This is a genomic window from Paraburkholderia sp. CI2 (assembly GCF_014201055.1).
In the GTDB taxonomy this organism is placed as follows: Bacteria; Pseudomonadota; Gammaproteobacteria; order Burkholderiales; family Burkholderiaceae; genus Paraburkholderia; species Paraburkholderia tuberum.
Window position 1 is genome coordinate 101,390 of sequence record NZ_JACHDL010000006.1, and the last position, 17,845, is coordinate 119,234.

General features: G+C 64.0%; 13 protein-coding genes, 1 tRNA gene and 1 riboswitch. Of the genes, 12 read left to right on the forward strand and 2 right to left on the reverse strand.

Going from position 1 to position 17,845, the window contains the following annotated elements; all coding sequences use genetic code 11:
* The first annotated feature begins 1 nt into the window (after nucleotide 1).
* The 3 genes from HDG32_RS11025 (at nucleotide 2) to HDG32_RS11035 (ending at nucleotide 3,590) form a co-directional block, all read left to right on the forward strand.
* Nucleotides 2–1,561: a sensor histidine kinase gene (locus HDG32_RS11025; RefSeq protein ID WP_184066554.1), complete on the forward strand. Its 1,560-nt coding sequence runs from the start codon at nucleotides 2–4 to the stop codon at nucleotides 1,559–1,561.
* A gap of 207 nt (nucleotides 1,562–1,768) precedes the next feature.
* Nucleotides 1,769–3,427 (forward strand): MFS transporter, encoded by a 1,659-nt coding sequence (locus HDG32_RS11030; protein WP_184066556.1) that lies wholly within the window; start codon nucleotides 1,769–1,771, stop codon nucleotides 3,425–3,427.
* An 86-nt stretch (nucleotides 3,428–3,513) separates the two neighbouring features.
* Nucleotides 3,514–3,590: transfer RNA gene (locus HDG32_RS11035), tRNA-Met, on the forward strand.
* 182 nt (nucleotides 3,591–3,772) lie between these two features.
* Here the strand turns inward: HDG32_RS11035 and HDG32_RS11040 are convergent.
* A complete protein-coding gene (locus HDG32_RS11040) occupies nucleotides 3,773–4,984 on the reverse strand; it encodes an MFS transporter (protein WP_184066559.1) in 1,212 nt (403 codons plus the stop codon).
* A gap of 299 nt (nucleotides 4,985–5,283) precedes the next feature.
* Nucleotides 5,284–5,383, forward strand: a riboswitch (guanidine-I (ykkC/yxkD leader).
* Between the two features lie 57 nt (nucleotides 5,384–5,440).
* Here HDG32_RS11040 and HDG32_RS11045 point away from each other — a divergent pair.
* The 8 genes from HDG32_RS11045 (at nucleotide 5,441) to HDG32_RS11080 (ending at nucleotide 15,649) form a co-directional block, all read left to right on the forward strand.
* Complete coding sequence (locus HDG32_RS11045) at nucleotides 5,441–6,511, forward strand: putative urea ABC transporter substrate-binding protein (protein WP_184066562.1); 1,071 nt, start codon at nucleotides 5,441–5,443, stop codon at nucleotides 6,509–6,511.
* A gap of 75 nt (nucleotides 6,512–6,586) precedes the next feature.
* The gene (locus HDG32_RS11050; RefSeq protein ID WP_184066565.1) at nucleotides 6,587–7,399 is read left to right on the forward strand and encodes an ABC transporter permease; all 813 of its coding nucleotides are present in this window, start codon (nucleotides 6,587–6,589) and stop codon (nucleotides 7,397–7,399) included.
* Nucleotides 7,396–8,187: an ABC transporter ATP-binding protein gene (locus HDG32_RS11055; RefSeq protein WP_184066568.1), complete on the forward strand. Its 792-nt coding sequence runs from the start codon at nucleotides 7,396–7,398 to the stop codon at nucleotides 8,185–8,187. The genes HDG32_RS11050 and HDG32_RS11055 overlap by 4 nt, the downstream gene beginning before the upstream one ends.
* A 13-nt stretch (nucleotides 8,188–8,200) precedes the next feature.
* Nucleotides 8,201–8,917 carry an urea amidolyase associated protein UAAP1 gene (locus tag HDG32_RS11060; RefSeq protein WP_184066571.1) on the forward strand — a complete coding sequence of 239 codons (717 nt, stop codon included), beginning with the start codon at nucleotides 8,201–8,203 and terminating at the stop codon, nucleotides 8,915–8,917.
* Nucleotides 8,918–8,932: 15 nt separating this feature from the next.
* Nucleotides 8,933–9,574 (forward strand): urea amidolyase associated protein UAAP2, encoded by a 642-nt coding sequence (locus HDG32_RS11065; protein WP_184066574.1) that lies wholly within the window; start codon nucleotides 8,933–8,935, stop codon nucleotides 9,572–9,574.
* Between the two features lie 172 nt (nucleotides 9,575–9,746).
* Nucleotides 9,747–13,346 (forward strand): urea carboxylase, encoded by a 3,600-nt coding sequence (gene uca / locus HDG32_RS11070; protein ID WP_184066577.1) that lies wholly within the window; start codon nucleotides 9,747–9,749, stop codon nucleotides 13,344–13,346.
* Nucleotides 13,347–13,363: 17 nt separating this feature from the next.
* Entirely contained in the window at nucleotides 13,364–15,196 is a 1,833-nt protein-coding gene (gene atzF / locus HDG32_RS11075; RefSeq protein WP_184066580.1) for an allophanate hydrolase, read from the forward strand.
* A 114-nt stretch (nucleotides 15,197–15,310) separates the two neighbouring features.
* A complete protein-coding gene (locus HDG32_RS11080; RefSeq protein WP_184066583.1) occupies nucleotides 15,311–15,649 on the forward strand; it encodes a hypothetical protein in 339 nt (112 codons plus the stop codon).
* 76 nt (nucleotides 15,650–15,725) lie between these two features.
* Here the strand turns inward: HDG32_RS11080 and HDG32_RS11085 are convergent, their stop codons facing one another.
* A complete protein-coding gene (locus tag HDG32_RS11085; protein WP_184066623.1) occupies nucleotides 15,726–16,169 on the reverse strand; it encodes a MarR family winged helix-turn-helix transcriptional regulator in 444 nt (147 codons plus the stop codon).
* 205 nt (nucleotides 16,170–16,374) lie between these two features.
* On the opposite strand from HDG32_RS11085, the gene HDG32_RS11090 reads away from it, so the two are divergent.
* The gene (locus tag HDG32_RS11090) at nucleotides 16,375–17,844 is read left to right on the forward strand and encodes a DHA2 family efflux MFS transporter permease subunit (RefSeq protein WP_260336435.1); all 1,470 of its coding nucleotides are present in this window, start codon (nucleotides 16,375–16,377) and stop codon (nucleotides 17,842–17,844) included.
* Nucleotide 17,845: the final 1 nt, after the last annotated feature.

Here is a 17,845-nt window from a genome sequence, read left to right on the forward strand (position 1 = left end):
GATGTCCGCACGCGCTGATCGCGCCACGGCGCACGCGGCGGACCTCGACGAGGCGCGCGACGCGCGCTACGCCAATCCGTTCGCCGCGCCCGACGAAACCGAAGCCGCCGCCGAAGCGCGTCCGCGCTCGCTGTTCGGCGAAATTCTCGACTGGATGCTCGCGCCGCTGCTGCTGCTTTGGCCGATGAGCCTCGCGGTCACCTATCTGGTCGCGAAGTCGATCGCGAACGGGCCGTTCGACCGCGCGCTCGAAACCGACGCCTACGTGCTCGCGCGCCAGATCCATCCGGTCAATGGCGTCGCGGAGCTGTCGCTGCCCGAGTCGACGCGCGATTTCCTGCGCGCCGACAACGTCGACAGCGTGTTCTTTCAGGTGCTCGGCACGCGCGGCGAGCTCGTGGCCGGCGAGCGTGACATGCCACTGCCGCACGAGGAGGACCGCCCGCCACCGGGCCTCGTCGAATTCCGCGACGACGTGCTGCGCGGCAACGACATCCGCGTCGCCTACACGACCGTCGAGTTTCCGCAGACGCCGGGCGCTCAGGCCGTGCTCGTGCAGGTCGCCGAAACGCTCGACAAGCGCAGCCAGCTCGCCAACGACATCATCAAGGGCGTGATCCTGCCGCAGTTCGTGATCCTGCCGCTCGCGATCCTGCTCGTGTGGTTCGGGCTGTCGCGCGGGCTCGAGCCGCTGCATGCGCTGCAGGCGCATATCCGCGCGCGCCGGCCGGACGATCTGTCGCCGCTCGAAGCGCGCCGCGCGCCGCCGGAAATCGAGCCGCTCGTCACGTCGTTCAACGATCTGCTCACGCGCCTCGAACAGAACATGGAGCTACAGAAGCGCTTCATCGCCGACGCCGCGCATCAGATGAAAACGCCGCTGGCCGGCCTGCGCACCCAGGCCGAGCTCGCGCTGCGCCAGAACGCGTCGGCCGAGGTTCGTCGCTCGCTCGAACAGATCGCGACGAGCTCCGAGCAGGCCGCGCGGCTCGTCACGCAATTGCTCGCGCTGGCGCGCGCGGAAAACCGTCGGTCGGGACAGATCTTCACGCCGCTCGAACTGGGCGAACTCGCGCGCAGCGCGGTGCGCGAATGGGTGCAGGCCGCGCTCGCGAAGCAGATGGACATCGGCTACGAAGCGCCCGACGAGCCCGTCGAAGTCGCCGGCAATCCGGTGATGCTGCGTGAAATGCTGTCGAACCTGATCGACAACGCGATCCGCTATACGCCGGCGGGCGGCCGCATCACCGTGCGCGTGCGGCACGACGCCCCCGCGCGGCTCGTGCACCTGGAAGTCGAGGACACCGGGCTCGGCATTCCGGCCAGCGAGCGCTCGCGTGTGGTCGAGCGCTTTTACCGGATTCTGGGCCGCGAGGGCGACGGCAGCGGCCTCGGCCTCGCGATCGTGCGCGAGATTGCGGCAATGCACGGCGGCGAGCTCGCCATCGACGACAACGTCTACCAGGAGTCGCCGCGGCTCGCCGGCACACTGGTGCGCGTCAGCTTGCACGTGCTCGAACGGGGCGGGACTTACCCTAACGCGCCTCTATCGTCAGCTTGACGGTCAGCGTTTTTTGAGATATTTCAACGTGGGTTGCGCGAACATACCAGCACATTAACGGAAATTGAACGCCTATTCGTCGACTTACCGGACTACCCCAGGTTCAGGCGCCGAGTCAGAACGCCGTAAGTTTCCACTCCAATAATCGGTTGCACGGGAACGGCTGTGCCGGCGATCCGTGGATATATCAATATTGGAGACGACAATATGGCTACCGTTGGCGGGCAAATCTCGCACGTGCCGATGACGCGCGATGAGAAGCGGGTGATCTTCGCATCGTCGCTGGGTACGGTTTTCGAGTGGTACGACTTTTATCTGGCCGGCTCGCTTGCGGCCTTCATCAGCAAGAGCTTCTTCTCCGGCGTCAATCCGACCGCGGCGTTCATCTTCACGCTGCTCAGCTTCGCGGCGGGCTTCGCGGTGCGGCCGTTCGGCGCGATCGTATTCGGGCGGCTCGGCGACATGGTCGGGCGCAAGTACACGTTCCTGATCACGATCGTCATCATGGGCCTGTCGACGTTCCTCGTCGGCTTCCTGCCGGGCTACGCGGCGATCGGCATCGCTTCGCCGGTGCTCTTCATCGCGATGCGCCTGCTGCAGGGTCTCGCGCTCGGCGGCGAGTATGGCGGCGCCGCGACCTACGTGGCCGAACACGCGCCGGCGAACCGCCGCGGCTTCTACACCGCATGGATCCAGACCACCGCCACGCTCGGTCTGTTTCTGTCGCTGCTCGTGATTCTCGGCGTTCGCACGCTCATGGGCGAAGACGCGTTCGGCGCCTGGGGCTGGCGCATTCCGTTCCTCGTGTCGATCCTGCTGCTCGCGGTGTCGGTGTGGATTCGCCTGCAACTGCATGAGTCGCCGGTGTTCGCGCGCATCAAGGCCGAGGGCAAGACCTCGAAGGCGCCGCTTTCCGAAGCGTTCGGCCAATGGAAGAACCTGAAGGTCGTGATTATCGCGCTGCTCGGCCTGACGGCCGGCCAGGCTGTCGTCTGGTACACGGGCCAGTTCTACACGCTGTTCTTCCTCACGCAGACGCTGAGGGTCGACGGTTCGAGCGCCAACATCATGATCGCGCTCGCGCTGCTGATCGGCACGCCGTTCTTCCTGTTCTTCGGCTCGCTGTCGGATCGCATCGGCCGCAAGCCGATCATCATGGCCGGCCTGCTGATCGCCGCCCTCACCTACTTCCCGCTGTTCAAGGCGCTCACACACTACACGAACCCGGCGCTCGAAGCGGCAACCGCGAAGTCGCCGATCGTCGTGATCGCCGATCCGGCCGAGTGCTCGTTCCAGTTCAACCCGGTGGGCACGGCGAAGTTCACGAGCTCATGCGACATCGCGAAGGGCGCGCTGTCGCGAGCCGGCCTGAACTACGACAACGTCGCGGCGCCTGCCGGCACGATCGCGCAGATCCGCGTGGGCGATACGGTCGTCAACACGTTCGACGGCCGCGCCGGCGACGCGAAGGAGCAAGCCAAGACGTTCGAGAAGACGCTCGCCGCGACGCTGAAGGCCGCCGGCTACCCGCCGAAGGCTGATCCGGCTCAGATCAACTGGCCGATGAGCATCGTGATCCTGACGATCCTCGTGATCTACGTGACGATGGTCTACGGGCCGATCGCGGCGATGCTGGTCGAGATGTTCCCGACGCGCATCCGTTATACGTCGATGTCGCTGCCGTATCACGTCGGCAATGGCTGGTTCGGCGGCTTCCTGCCGGCCACCGCGTTCGCGATCGTCGCGGCGAAGGGCAACATCTACTCGGGGCTCTGGTATCCGATCATCATCGCGGTGGTCACCTTCGTGATCGGCATGCTGTTCGTGCGCGAAACCAAGGACTCGGATATCTACGCGAAGGATTGAGTGGACCGACAGCCGGAGCTATCTGAAAAAGTTGTGAGCCGGGGGTTGACAGCCTTCGGTGGCCCCAGCATAATCTCGCTTCTTTCGGCGAATTAGCTCAGTCGGTTAGAGCGACGGAATCATAATCCGCAGGTCCGGGGTTCGAGTCCCTGATTCGCCACCAGCTTCAAGAAAAAGCCGCTGTCCCACAAGGACAGCGGCTTTTTTGTTTTGAAACGCTGCCACGAAGCCTGACGACCGATGGGCATCCGAGTTCAGGCGGACGCAGCAACACACCACTCGACGTTGGGGAAATAGCGGCAACAATGCGCGCATTTTCCAGACGGATACCCCGGCTATGCCACGTTAGCTCAGGTCGTGAAGAGATTGAGCCGGTGTCGGGTGAAAGAGCAGCAGCACCACGGTCATCAGACCGAAGGCTGCGCCCGCATAAAAGGTCGTGGCTGCGCCCAGACGTTCCCACAACTGGCCTGCGACAACGCTCGAAACCAGCGTCACGATGCCGCTCAGCAGATTGAAGAAACCGAACGCAGTCCCGCGCAGATGCGCAGGTGCCGTGTGCGCGACCATCGTGGCGAGCAGGCCTTGCGTCATCCCCATGTGCAGCCCCCACAGCGCTACGCCTACGACGACTATGCTCCAGTGGGTGCCGTGTGCAAGCACGAGGTCGGCGCCAATCAACACGATCAGACCACCTATCAGCAGCCGCGTATGCCGCATCGTGTCCGCGAGCTTCCCGAACGGATAAGCGGACAGCGCGTAGACGATATTCATTGCCACCATGACGAGCGGAACGAGCGCAATCGGTACGCCGCTGCCCATCGCACGAAGCACCAGAAAAGCCTCGCTGAATCGCGCCAACGCAAAAACGGCGCCTATCCCTACGACCCACCAGTAGTCCAAACCAAGCTCCCTGAGACTCTGCCACCGCACAGGATTGCTTCTTTTGGCGCGAGGCTCGTGCTCAGGCTCCGTGATACCAAACGTCAACAGCGCAACCGCGAGCACACCAGGAATGACGGCAAGCCAGAAGGCAAGCCGAAAATTATCTGCCCATATCAGCATGATGAGAACGGCCAGCAGCGGTCCGAGGAACGCACCGACCGTATCGAGCGACTGGCGCAGGCCGAAGGCCGCGCCACGCAGGTGCTGCGGCGTGACATCCGCGATGAGTGCATCGCGAGGCGCACCGCGAACGCCCTTGCCGACACGGTCAATGACGCGCGCCGTCACCACGACTCCAACCGACGACGCAATGGCAAAAAGCGGCTTGCTCATTGCGCCGAGCGAATACCCTGCTACGGCGAGCCACTTTCGGTTGCCGAGGTAGTCACTCAGCGTTCCCGAAAACACCTTGACCATCTGGGCCGTGGCCTCCGCGATGCCCTCGATGAGCCCAATCGTGCCGGCGCCGGCGCCAAGGCTTGCCAGCAGAAACATCGGCAGCAGGCTGTGGATGATTTCGGATGAGATGTCCATGAAAAGACTCACACATCCTAGAACCCACACGCTGCGTGGAATCTGCCGGACGACATTGACTTGCGGTTCGTTTCGCATTCGATAGGGATGGCATCAAATAACACGTTCGAACGGCGCAGACGCATGCGAGCAGCAAGGCAGCCCGCTACGACCGTTGCATCTTGTCTGGCTTCGCTGAGTCGGATACCCGTCCTCTCACGCCCGAATCGAGTGCGCCCCCTGACACACATCAGTGCACACCTTCCCCGCCCCAGGGCAAAAACTTGCCCTTCGCCGCACAAAGCTAACGACCAACCCTCGGCATGGCCCCTGGCACACTTCCCGCTTTAAAGAGCGTGCAAGGAGCCGGCGCAACCTCCGGTTCGACAAACAATCTGGAAATGGACGGCTAGGGTTCCGGCCTGCTTCACGCAGGTGCTGGTCCGAGAGCTGTCGACCTCAGGCGAGGTTACACGGCGGGACAAAAGCCCGGGAGAGAACGCGATGTTTGCGCTGCTCCCTGCCGTCGCTAACCGTCCCCTCCGAGGTCAACCCATGTTCAAGCTCGTTCGCTGTCTTGGCATTGCCGCCGTCTCCCTCGCCACCTTCGCCTCGAGCCCCACGTTCGCCGCGGGCCGCAACGACTTCAAGGTCTGCTGGACCATCTACGCCGGCTGGATGCCGTGGGGTGAGGCGAAAACCCAGGGCATCGTGTCCAAATGGGCCAGGAAATACGGCATCAATGTCGACGTCGTGCAGCTGAACGACTACGTCGAGTCCATCAATCAGTACACGGCCGGCAAGTTCGACGGCTGCGCGATGACCAACATGGACGCGCTCACGATTCCCGCCTCCGGCGGCGTGGATTCGACGGCCCTGATCGTCAGCGACTATTCGAACGGCAATGACGGCGTGCTGATGAAGGGCAAGGGCAAGCAGATCGCCGACCTGAAGGGCCAACAGGTCAACCTCGTGCAGTTTTCCGTCTCCCACTACCTGCTCGCACGCGCGCTCGAAAGCGCTCACATGAGCGAGCGCGACCTCAAGGTCGTGAACACCTCGGATGCCGACATCTCGGGCGCATTCGCGACCCCCACGGTTCACAACGCGGTCACCTGGAATCCGATGCTCGCCGATCTGAAGTCGCAGCCGAACGTCAGCGAAGTCTTCGACTCCAGCAAGATCCCCGGCGAAATCATGGACATGATGGTCGTCAACACGAAGACGTTGCAGCAGAACCCCGCCCTCGGCAAAGCGCTGACCGGTGCATGGTTCGAAATGGTCGCGCTGATGCACACGGACTCCGCGGCCAGCACGTCCGCGCTGACCGCGATGGCGAAGGCTTCGGGCACCGATCTCGCCAACTTCAAGGGCCAACTGGCGACGACCGCCCTCTTCTATTCGCCGCAAGCCGCGCTCGACTTCGTCACCAGCGCCGACATGCCGAAGATCATGACGCGTGTCGCGAAGTTCTCTTTCGATCACGGCCTGCTCGGACAGGACGCGAAGAGCGCGGACGCGGTCGGCATGGCGTTCGACAAGGGCGTCGTCGTCGGCAACAAGAACAACGTCAAGCTGCGTTTCGATCCGACCTACGTCGCGATGGCGGTCGCGGGCAAGCTCTGACACGGACCGTCCAGGCACTCGCCGGGGGCTCGCTATCGCGGGCTCGCACCCCAGCTTTCCAACCAGGCGCTCACCATGCGACTCATCAATCGACATCCGAGCCGGATCGGCGGCTTGATGCTGCTCCTGCTGCCGTTCGTCGTGCTGTTCGCGGTCTACTTCGCCGGGTCCTCGATGCGACTCTCGCTCAATCCCGATGACAAGCTGCTGCCGAGCGCGGCGCAAATGAGCGACGCGGTGAAGTCGGCCGCCTTCACCGAAAACAAGCGCACCGGCGAGTATCTGTTGTGGACCGACACGCTGTCGAGCTTGCGGCGGCTCGGCATCGGCCTTGTCGTCAGTGCCGTGATCGCACTGGTGGCCGCGATCGCGACCGGTTCGTTTCCGCTCGTCAGCGCGACGCTGTCGCCGTTCATCACCGTGATCTCAATGGTGCCGCCGCTGGCGGTGCTGCCGGTCCTGTTCATCGTGTTCGGGCTCGACGAGTTGTCGAAGGTCGTGCTGATCGTCGTCGGCATCACGCCGGTGATCATTCGCGATCTGCATGCTCGCGCCCGCGAGATTCCGGTCGAGCTGTGGGTCAAGGCGCAGACGCTCGGCGCCACCAGCTGGACGCTGATTCTGCGTCTGGTGCTGCCGCAACTGCTGCCGCGTCTGCTGGCGGCGACGCGTCTTTCTCTCGGCGCGGCGTGGCTTTTTCTGATCGCCGCCGAAGCGATCGCGTCGACCGATGGCCTCGGCTACCGCATCTTTCTCGTGCGCCGCTATCTGTCGATGGATCTGATCCTGCCGTACGTCGCGTGGATCACGCTGCTCGCATGGCTCACCGACGAGCTGCTGCGCCGGATCACGCAATGGTGCTTCCCGTGGTACGGAGGCGCGCGATGATCGAAGTCCGCAACGTCTGGAAAGAATACGGCGACCAGGTCGTGCTCGAGCGTTTGAATCTGACCGTCAAGGAAGGCGAGTTCTGTTCGATGGTCGGCGCGTCCGGCTGCGGCAAGTCGACGTTTCTGCGCCTGCTGCTGGGTCAGGAGCGCGCGACGCGCGGCGAGATCCTGCTGGACGGCAAGCCGCTGCCCGGCGAACCGGACAGGCATCGCGGCGTCGTGTTTCAACGCTACTCGGTGTTCGACCATCTGAGCGTGTTGCGCAACGTGATGCTGGGGCTGGAGCTTCCACAGGCGAAGTTCACCGGCCGGCTATTCGGTGCCCGTCGGCGCGTGGCGCAAGACGAGGCAGCGGCCATGCTCGAGCGCGTCGGTCTGGGCGCGGCCTTGAACAAGTTTCCGCAGCAACTGTCGGGCGGCATGCAGCAACGCCTCGCGATCGCGCAGGCGCTGATGATGAAGCCTCGCGTGCTGCTGCTCGACGAACCGTTCGGCGCGCTCGACCCCGGCATCCGCAAGGACATGCATGAGCTGCTCTCCGACCTGTGGCGCGAAGCGAAGCTCACGATCTTCATGGTCACGCATGACCTGAAAGAAGGCTTCACGTTGGGAAGCCGCGTGCTGGTTTTCGACAAGGTGCGCGTCGACCCGCAGGCGCCGGGCTCCTATGGCGCGCGCATCACCTACAACATTGCGCTCGACCGTAGCCGCGATTCCATGTCCGCCGTGCATATCGCCGAGGCTGCCGTGCGAGGCGCATCGCATATCGAACTGGTCTCCGACTGAAGGGAACTCAGGTATGAACTCAGATACGACCTTACTGCTTGAAGAAACCGTCCCGGGCGGCGGCCATACGTCGCTGATCGTCAAGCGTGGTCGATCGCTGCGCATTACCGACCTGCGCGGCGGTGCGAACGTCAGCGTGATGATGGTCAACGCGACGGAAAAGAGCGAACGGCTCAATCTACCGGATTCGTTGAAGTGCCAGCACACGGCCAGGCTCACGGTCGGGCACTGCCTGTACTCCGACATGGGCCGCGTGCTTGCCGCGATCGTCGCGGATACCTGTGGCTGGCACGACAGCATCGGCGGAGCTTCGAACGCCGACGAGGTCCGCGAACGATACGGCGCGGGCCGCTACCAGGAGCTGCGCAACGCGTTCTATCGCAACGGCACGGACAACCTGCTCGTCGAAATGGGCAAGTGGGGGCTCGGCATCACTGACCTGCTGATGACGCTCAATCTGTTCAGCCGTGTCGATGTCAGCGACGACGGCGTTCTCAGTTTCGTGCCAGGAAACTCAAAAGCCGGCAACTACATCGAGCTCTACGCACCGATGAACACGCTCGTCGTGCTCACCGCGATCCAGCACCCGCTCGACCCGAACCCCGAGTACGCGCCGAGGCCCGTCAGGCTCGAGTTGAGCGACGCGCGGCCCGAGGTCGCCGAAGTTTGCCGCACCGCATGCGAAGAGAACGCACGCGGTTTCATCAACACAGAACGCTTCTTTCTTTGAGCGAAGGCCACGCTTATGACCAGCACGCTTATCGTCAGCGACAAACGTCCGGAAACCGCGGTCTATCGCGAGACACTCGCCGCCGGCGAGCCGTGGCTTCACGAGGTGAAGGCCGGGCAAACGCTGCGCATCGTCGATCTCGAAGGCAACCAGGCGGTCGACACGCTGTTCTACAGCCTCGCCGATCCGCGCGAGCGCTTCGACCCGCAACGCACGTTGCGCCGGCAAAAAAGCCTCTACCTGACGACGGGCTCGGTGCTGTACTCGAACCTCGGCAATCCGATGCTGACGATCGTCGCCGACACGTGCGGCCGCCACGATACGCTCGGCGGCGCCTGCGCGCAGGAAAGCAACACGGTGCGCTACGCACTGGAGAAGCGCTACATGCACAGCTGCCGCGACAACTTCCTGCGTGCCTGCGCACATGACGGCCGCCTGTCGAAGCAGGACATCGGCGCGAACGTCAACTTCTTCATGAACGTGCCGGTCACGGCCACGGGCGGGCTCAGCTTCGAAGACGGCATTTCTGCGCCGGGCAAATACGTCGAATTGCGCGCGGAGATGGACGTGATCGTACTGATCTCCAACTGCCCGCAGCTGAACAATCCATGCAACGCCTACAACCCGACGCCCGCGGAGCTGCTGATATGGAATTGAAGCGCATCCGCCACTGGCTTTTTCTCCTCATGCTGGTTCGCTCGGGCCGGTACTTCAGCCGTACGCGCGAAGAACTGACCCAGACGCATCGCTGACGCGATTTCGGCCGTGGACGACCACGGCCGGCCATTCCCACGGCGGGACGGCCCGCCTTCGAATCAACACACCTTCCATGTTCGAGAAGATTCTGATCGCCAATCGCGGCGCTATCGCGTGCCGCATTCTCAGGACGTTGCGCGAACTCGACGTCACCGGCGTCGCCATCTATGCGCAAGCCGACCGAGCGAGCCGCCACGTCAGCGAAGCGCCTGTCGCGCATGCGCTCGGCGAGGGTCCGGCCGCGCTGACTTATCTCGACGTGGCCAAGATCCTCGCGATTGCGCGTCGCGAAGGCGTGCAGGCGATCCATCCCGGTTACGGCTTCTTATCGGAGAACGCGGCGTTCGGCGAAGCCTGCGAAGCGGCCGGCATCGCGTTCATCGGACCGACACCCGCGCAGCTTCGCGCGTTCGGCCTCAAGCACACGGCCCGCGAAATCGCGGCCAACGAAGGGGTGCCGATGCTCGAAGGCACCGGGCTGCTCGCGGACTTGCCGGCGGCGCTCGCGGCGGCACAGGCCATCGGCTATCCGGTGATGCTGAAGAGCACCGCGGGCGGCGGCGGCATCGGCATGCGGGTATGCTGGAACGGCGACGAACTCGGCGCCCATTTCGATGCCGTGAAGCGCCTCGGCGAAAACAATTTCAGCGATGCCGGCGTGTTTCTGGAGAAGTACATCGAACGGGCGCGGCATCTGGAAGTGCAGGTATTCGGCGATGGCAAAGGCGACGCGCTCGCGCTCGGCGTGCGTGACTGCTCGGTGCAGCGGCGCAATCAGAAGGTGCTCGAGGAAACGCCCGCCCCCTGCCTGCCGGACGGCATTCAGGCCGCGCTCTGCGAGGCAGCGGTCAAGCTCGCGAAAGCCGTCGACTATCGCTCCGCCGGCACCGTCGAATTCGTGTACGACAGCGCCGCCGAACAGTTCTACTTCCTCGAGGTCAATACGCGTCTGCAGGTCGAGCACGGCGTCACCGAACAGGTGTGGGGCGTCGACCTCGTGCGTTGGATGATCGAACTGGCGGCCGGCACGCTCGCGCCGCTGAAGCACCTGGCGGCGAGTCTAACGCCGCGAGGGCACGCGATCCAGGCGCGACTCTACGCGGAAGATCCGGGGCGTGATTTCAAACCGAGTCCGGGCCTCTTGACCGATGTCGCGTTCCCGAATGCCGACGGGCGCGCATTGCGCATCGATACATGGATCGAGGCCGGTTGCGAAGTGCCGCCGTACTTCGACCCGATGCTCGCGAAAGTGATCGCGTGGTCGCCGACTCGCGATGAAGCGCGCGATGCGCTCGACGATGCGCTGCGCAACACCCGACTCTACGGCGTCGAGACCAATCGCGACTATCTGCGCCAGATTCTGCGCGACCGGCCGTTCGCGTCAGGCGAACCGTGGACTCGATGTCTCGAAGGGCTCAGGTATCGGGCCAGCACGGTCGAAGTCGTCAGCGGCGGCACGCAGACGACGGTGCAGGACTATCCCGGCCGCCTGGGCTACTGGGCAGTCGGCATCCCGCCGTCGGGGCCGATGGATGACCGGGCGATGCGGCTCGGCAATCGCCTGCTCGGCAATGCGGCCGACGCCGCCGCTCTCGAAGTCACGATGAGCGGGCCGACGCTGCGCTTCAACAGGGATGCCGTGGTCGCCATCACCGGCGCGCAGATTCCGGTGCTGCTCGACGATGTCGCTCAGCCGCTGAACACGAGCCTCCATGTGCCGGCGGGTTCGACGCTCGCGCTCGGCACGATACGCGGCGCGGGCGCGCGCGCTTATCTGTGCGTGCGCGGCGGCTTCGACGTCGCACTGTATCTCGGCAGCCGCAGCACCTTTACGCTCGGCCAGTTCGGCGGACATGGCGGCCGCGCGATCCGCGCGGGCGACGTGCTGCATCTTTATCCGCTCGACGATGCACAGGCCGGCGCGGCGCTCGTCGACGCGCCGACGCTCGACGGCGTGCGCACCGTTCGCGTGATCTATGGCCCGCACGGCGCACCTGAATACTTCAGCGCCCGCTATATCGCGCAGCTGCTCGACACCGAGTGGGAGGTTCACTTCAACTCCAGCCGTACCGGCGTGCGCCTGATCGGACCGAAACCCGAGTGGGCGCGCGAGGACGGCGGCGAGGCTGGACTGCATCCGTCGAACATTCACGATAATCCGTACGCGGTCGGCGCCGTCGACTTTACCGGCGACATGCCCGTAATTCTCGGACCCGACGGCCCGAGTCTCGGCGGCTTCGTCTGTCCGGTGACGATCATCGAGGCGGACCTCTGGCAGATCGGCCAGTTGAAAGCAGGCGACAGGATCCGCTTCGCGCCCGTCGAAGTCGAAGAAGCGCGTGAGGCTGCGCGTGAGCGTCGTCGGGAACTGGAGAGCCTCGAGATTGCACCGGGTGCGCCGAGCGAAAGAAGAGCATCGCTGACGTCGCCGATCGTGCTCGATACCGGCGCGGACCGCGACAGACTCGTCGCACGTGTATCCGGCGACACACATCTGCTGCTCGAAATCGGTCCAGCGGAGCTCGACCTCGTGGCACGGTTTCGCGGACATGCGCTGATGCAGTCCCTCGAAGCGCAGCATCTGACTGGCGTCATCGATCTCACGCCGGGCATCCGTTCGCTGCAGATCCACTACCGGCCCGAGGATCTGCCGCTCGCCAGGTTGCTCGACATCGTCGCGCGGGCGTGGGACGAGGTCTTGTTGCAGAAGGATCTGCGCGTGCCGTCGCGGGTCGTTCATCTGCCGCTGTCATGGGACGACCCCGCGTGCCAGCTCGCGATCGAAAAATATATGACCACCGTGCGCAAGAACGCGCCGTGGTGCCCGAGCAACCTCGAATTCATTCGCCGCATCAATGACCTCGACTCCATCGACGCGGTCAGGCAAATCGTCTTCGAGGCGAGCTATCTGGTGATGGGCCTCGGCGACGTGTACCTCGGCGCACCCGTCGCGACACCGCTCGACCCTCGTCACCGGCTGGTCACGACGAAATACAATCCGGCCCGTACGTGGACCGCGGAGAACTCGGTCGGCATCGGCGGCGCGTATCTGTGCGTGTATGGCATGGAAGGGCCTGGCGGCTATCAATTCGTCGGCCGCACGTTGCAGATGTGGAATCGCTACCGCGAAGTCGCGGATTTCGCCGGCCAGCATTATTTGCTGCGCTTCTTCGACCAGATTCGTTTCTACGAAGTATCGGCCGACGAACTGTTGCGCATCCGCGCGGACTTTCCGCTTGGGCGTTTTCCGTTGCGGATTGAAGAGTCCGAGCTTTCGTTGCCGGACTATCAGGCGTTTCTCGCTAGCGAATCCGCCAGCATCGAGCAGTTCCGTTCAAGACAGCAGGCGGCCTTTCAGGCCGAGCGCGAGCGGTGGCGTGAAGCGGGCACCTCGGAAGTCACGTTCGAGACGCCGGTCACCGAAGACACTCAGTTAGCTCCGCTTCACGACGGCGAAGTCGCCGTGGACAGCGAGATCGCCGGCAGCCTCTGGCAAGTCAAGGTGAAAACCGGCGACGCGGTCGACGCGGGCGACGTGCTGCTCATCATCGAGTCGATGAAGATGGAAATCGCGGTGTGTGCGCCGTGCGCCGGAACGGTCGGCGAGATCTACGTGGCGCCGGGTTCGCCCGTGCGCGCGGGGCAACGCGTCGCCGTCGTCGAACGTCACTAATTATCTGGACGCAAACCATGTCTTCATTCTCGTCATTCGATCTTCGCCTCCCGACACTTCGCTGCGCATACCGTGATGGAACGCTCACACCGCGCAGGCTCGTCGCTGAACTGCTCGAAAAAGCTGCGGCGCTCAATCCATCGTTCAATCTGTTCATCCATCTTCTGACCGAAGATGAAGTCGCGCCCTACCTCGACTGGCTCGACACGCAGGACGTCGAAAGCCTGCCGCTCTATGGCGTTCCGTTCGTGATCAAGGACAACATCGATCTCGCCGGCATTCAGACAACCGCCGCGTGCCCCGCGTTCGCGTACACGCCGTCGCGATCGGCGAGCGTCGTTGCACAATTGATCGCGCTCGGCGCGGTGCCGCTCGGCAAAGCCAATCTCGACCAGTTTGCGACCGGTCTGAACGGCACCCGGTCGCCGTATGGCAAGTGTCGCAATAGCGTGCATCCCGACTATCCGTCGGGCGGCTCGAGCGCGGGGTCGTCACTCGCGGTCGCGCTCGGCGTCGCCAGTTTCGCGCTCGGGACCGACACGGCCGGTTCCGGTCGCGTGCCTGCCGCGCTGAACAATCTCGTCGGTCTCAAGCCGACTAAAGGCCTGCTGTCCACCGCGGGTGTGGTGCCCGCGTGCCGCACGCTCGATTGCGTGACGTTCTTCACGGCGACGGCGAAAGAAGCGAGCGAGTTGCTTGCGTTGAGCGCGCACCCCGATCCTCGCGATGCATACAGCCGCGCGAATCCGCAATGGAATACGGCACGCGCGTTTGGCGAGCCCACGGCGTTCAAGTTCGGCGTGCCGGCGCAACTGGAATTCGCCGGCTGTTCCGAGAGCCCCGGGCTGTTCGCGAAGGTGCGCGCGTTGCTCGAAGAAGCAGGTGGTGAAGCTGTCGAAATCGACTTCACGCCGTTTGTCGAAACCGCCAATCTGCTCTATCAGGGGCCGTGGGTGGCCGAGCGTTACAGCGTGGCGGGCGAGTTGATGACGGAGAAACCCGCTGCGGTTTTGCCCGTCATTCGCGATGTGTTGGCGAAGGCACCCGGCGCGAGCGCGGTCGAACTGTTTCGCGCGCAGTACCGCTTGCAGGAATTGAAGGCCCTCTGCGATGCGTCGATCGATTCACTCGATTTCGTTCTGACGCCGACGTATCCGCGTGCCGTGACGCTCGACGAGTTGGAGCGCGACCCCATTGGTCCGAACTCCCTGCTCGGCTATTACACCAACTTCATGAATCTGCTGGACTATGCCGCCGTCGCTACGCCGACCGGTTTCATGAAGAATGGTCTGCCCTGGGGCGTGACCGTCTTCGGCCGCGCGTTCACCGACCAGTATCTGTTGGGTGTGGCCGACCTGCTGCAACGAAAGAGCGGCGTGCACTGCGTCGGAGGTCTAACCGTCGAGCCGGAGCCGCGCGGCGAACGATGCGCGGCGAGCCACGATCGCATGCGGATCGCGGTCTGCGGCGCACACATGCAAGGGTTGCCCCTCAACCGCGATCTGCTTGCCCGACGCGCGCGGCTCTTGCAGGCCACTCAGACTGCCGCGCAATACCGGTTGTCGGCGCTGCCTGCGTCGGCGGACGGCACGAGGCGTCCAGGCCTGTGGCGCGTCACCGATGGCGGCGCAAAAATTGCTGTCGAAGTGTGGGAAATGCCCAGCGCGGAGTTCGGCTCGTTTATTTCGACCGTTCCGTCTCCGCTGGTTCTGGGGAAGGTCGAACTCGTCGACGGTTCGTGGGTTACCGGTTTCCTCTGCGAGCCGTATGGCGTGCAGTCGGGAACCGATATCTCGGAGTTTGGCGGATGGCGAGCATGGCTTGCCAGCGAGCGTTGCGCGAGTTTCTGATGGAACGAACGATGAGCAGCGGCGTCGCAGGGTATGGGCAGTGAAGCGCCGCGGGTTTGGTTGGCACCTCCGGCTTCCTTCCGCAATTCCGTCGCAACTTCGAGAGGCTCCTTAATGACGCTCCGCACCGTCGCGCTCGCCGCAACCACCGCTGCGCTCACGCTCGCCGGCACGACCGCCGCCCTCATCGCACAAGCTCAAACGCCGAGCACCGCCGACAGTCAATGGCGCGCCAGTTCCACCATGCTCGCGACGCTGCTGCAGGACGGCTACAAGATCGTCGCCGTGGTCAACAACGGTCCCGCCGACACGATCTTCGTGCAGCGCGATCAGAGCGCGTTCAAATGCATCGATCCGCAGCAACCGGATGCAAAAGCAAAAACGTCGGTGGCGCCGGGCTGTTACGAGCTGGTCCCGCCGAGCGGCGCCACGCCGGCGTCGGAATCCAGATAACGTGATTTGAAGCGCGAGCTCAACGTAACCCCGGCTCGCGCGAAAGACTTCGGCGTCGCGCCAACACCGCGACGCTTCAGCGATCCACGATCCGGCTCAGATTGCCGCGCACCCGCTGCAGCAGCGCGATCAACTGCGCCGCTTCTTCATCGCTGAAACCATTGAGCGCTTCGAGCGCGACCTCGTCGCCGACCTTGCGCGCCTTGCCGAGCGTGCGCTCAGCCTTCGGCGTCATGCGCACCTGGCGCTCCCGGCGATCCTGCGGATTCGCGGTCCGCTCGATCCAGCCGCCCTCCTCCATCCGGTCGAGCAGCCGGCCCGCCGAGATCGGCGCGACCTCGAGCAGATCCGCCAGCCGGGCCTGATTGATGTCGCCGTAGTGGCCGAGATAGGCCAGCACGCGACACTGCGCGCGCGTCAGATCCACCGACGACCTCGCGAGATCGTCGAACCGCTTGCCCGCCAGCCGGCCGACGTCGTAGATCAGAAAGCCGAAGCGCTCTTCGAATTGGGTTTTCATGCGCGAATTATACGGAAGCACTTCGGCGTACAGCGCGACTGCGTGTGCGTTCTATCCTCGGCACAACTCCGGATAGCGCCAACCCGTATAGAAGATATACTAAGCATGCTTACTATATCGACCCTCCCCACCGTCCATGTCTTCCGCCTCCACGTCGACGAGCGCCACTGAGCTGCTCAACCGGCCGATGATCACGATCTCGATCATGCTCGCGACGCTGATCCAGACCCTCGACAGCACGATCGCCAACGTGGCGCTGCCGCATATGCAAGGCACGCTGTCCGCGTCGCAGGACGAGATCACGTGGGTGCTGACCTCCTATATCGTCGCCGCCGCGATCGCCACGCCGCTCACCGGCTGGCTGGCGGATCGCCTCAGCGTGAAGCGGCTGCTGCTGATCGCGATCGGCGGCTTCACCGTGTCTTCCGCGTTGTGCGGACTCTCCGAGACGCTGCCGCAGATCGTCGTGTCGCGTCTGTTGCAAGGGATCTTCGGCGCGTCGCTGGTGCCGCTGTCGCAGTCGATCCTGCTCGACATCAACCCGCGTGAAAAGCAGGGCCAGGCGATGGCCGTGTGGGGCATGGGCGTGATGGTCGGGCCGATCCTCGGTCCGACGCTCGGCGGCTGGCTCACCGATAGCTACAACTGGCGCTGGGTGTTCTTCATCAACGTGCCGATCGGCGCGATCGCGCTGTTCGGCGTCGCGAGCTTCCTGCCGACGCGCGAGCCGAAACACGACGTGAAGTTCGACGCGTTCGGCTTCATCACGCTCGGCCTCGCGATCGGCGCGTTGCAGGCGATGCTCGATCGCGGCGAGCAGCTCGACTGGTTTTCGTCGACCGAGATCGTGATCGAGGCGCTCGTCGCGGCAATCAGCTTCGCGTTCTTTCTCGTGCACACGGCGACGATCGGCGAGCGCTCGTTTTTCAAGTACAAGTTGCTGAAAGATCCGAACTTCGCGACCGGCACGTTGTTCATCTTCGTGATCGGCGCGGTGATGTACGCGACCCGTGCGCTGCTGCCGCCGATGCTGCAAAACCTGATGGGCTATCCGGTCGCGACCACGGGCCTCGTCACCGCACCGAGCGGCGCCGGCACGATGGTCGCGATGCTGATCGCCGGCCGGCTGCTCAAGCGCGTCGATGCGCGGCTGTTGCTGCTCTGCGGTTTCCTGATATCGGCGTTCGCACTGTGGCAGATGATGCAGTACACGATCGTGCTATCAGCATCGGACATCGTGTGGCCCGGCGTGATCCAGGGCTTCGGACTCGGCCTCGTGTTCGTGCCGCTGTCCACGCTGACGTTCTCGACGCTGTCGCCGGAGCTGCGCGCGGACGGCACCGCGACTTATAGCCTGATGCGCAACATCGGCAGCAGCATCGGCATTTCGATCGTGCAGACGCTGATGACGCGCAACACGCAGATCTCGCACGCGGACCTCGCTGCGAACGTCACCGCGTTCAATCCGGCGCTCCAGTCGATGCTCAACAGCGGCTCGAACTATGACATCGCGGCGCTGAACGCGTCGATCACGCAGCAGGCGGCGATGGTCGCGTATCTGAACGACTTCAAGCTGATGTTCGTGGCGACGCTGCTGGTCATCCCGCTGTTGCTGCTGATCCGGCCGTCGCACAAGGCACCGGATGCGTCGATCGCGCATGCGGCAATGGATTGAG

Excerpts from the sequence above, each read along its gene's own strand:
- HDG32_RS11080 (WP_184066583.1), top strand. The coding sequence starts at position 15,311 with ATGACGCTCCGCACCGTCGCGCTCGCCGCAACCACCGCTGCGCTCACG.
- HDG32_RS11045 (WP_184066562.1), top strand. The coding sequence starts at position 5,441 with ATGTTCAAGCTCGTTCGCTGTCTTGGCATTGCCGCCGTCTCCCTCGCC.
- HDG32_RS11065 (WP_184066574.1), top strand. The coding sequence starts at position 8,933 with ATGACCAGCACGCTTATCGTCAGCGACAAACGTCCGGAAACCGCGGTC.
- uca (WP_184066577.1), top strand. The coding sequence starts at position 9,747 with ATGTTCGAGAAGATTCTGATCGCCAATCGCGGCGCTATCGCGTGCCGC.
- HDG32_RS11055 (WP_184066568.1), top strand. The coding sequence starts at position 7,396 with ATGATCGAAGTCCGCAACGTCTGGAAAGAATACGGCGACCAGGTCGTG.
- HDG32_RS11050 (WP_184066565.1), top strand. The coding sequence starts at position 6,587 with ATGCGACTCATCAATCGACATCCGAGCCGGATCGGCGGCTTGATGCTG.
- HDG32_RS11025 (WP_184066554.1), top strand. The coding sequence starts at position 2 with ATGTCCGCACGCGCTGATCGCGCCACGGCGCACGCGGCGGACCTCGAC.
- HDG32_RS11090 (WP_260336435.1), top strand. The coding sequence starts at position 16,375 with ATGCTCGCGACGCTGATCCAGACCCTCGACAGCACGATCGCCAACGTG.
- HDG32_RS11060 (WP_184066571.1), top strand. The coding sequence starts at position 8,201 with ATGAACTCAGATACGACCTTACTGCTTGAAGAAACCGTCCCGGGCGGC.
- HDG32_RS11085 (WP_184066623.1), bottom strand. The coding sequence starts at position 16,169 with ATGAAAACCCAATTCGAAGAGCGCTTCGGCTTTCTGATCTACGACGTC.
- atzF (WP_184066580.1), top strand. The coding sequence starts at position 13,364 with ATGTCTTCATTCTCGTCATTCGATCTTCGCCTCCCGACACTTCGCTGC.
- HDG32_RS11040 (WP_184066559.1), bottom strand. The coding sequence starts at position 4,984 with ATGCGAAACGAACCGCAAGTCAATGTCGTCCGGCAGATTCCACGCAGC.
- HDG32_RS11030 (WP_184066556.1), top strand. The coding sequence starts at position 1,769 with ATGGCTACCGTTGGCGGGCAAATCTCGCACGTGCCGATGACGCGCGAT.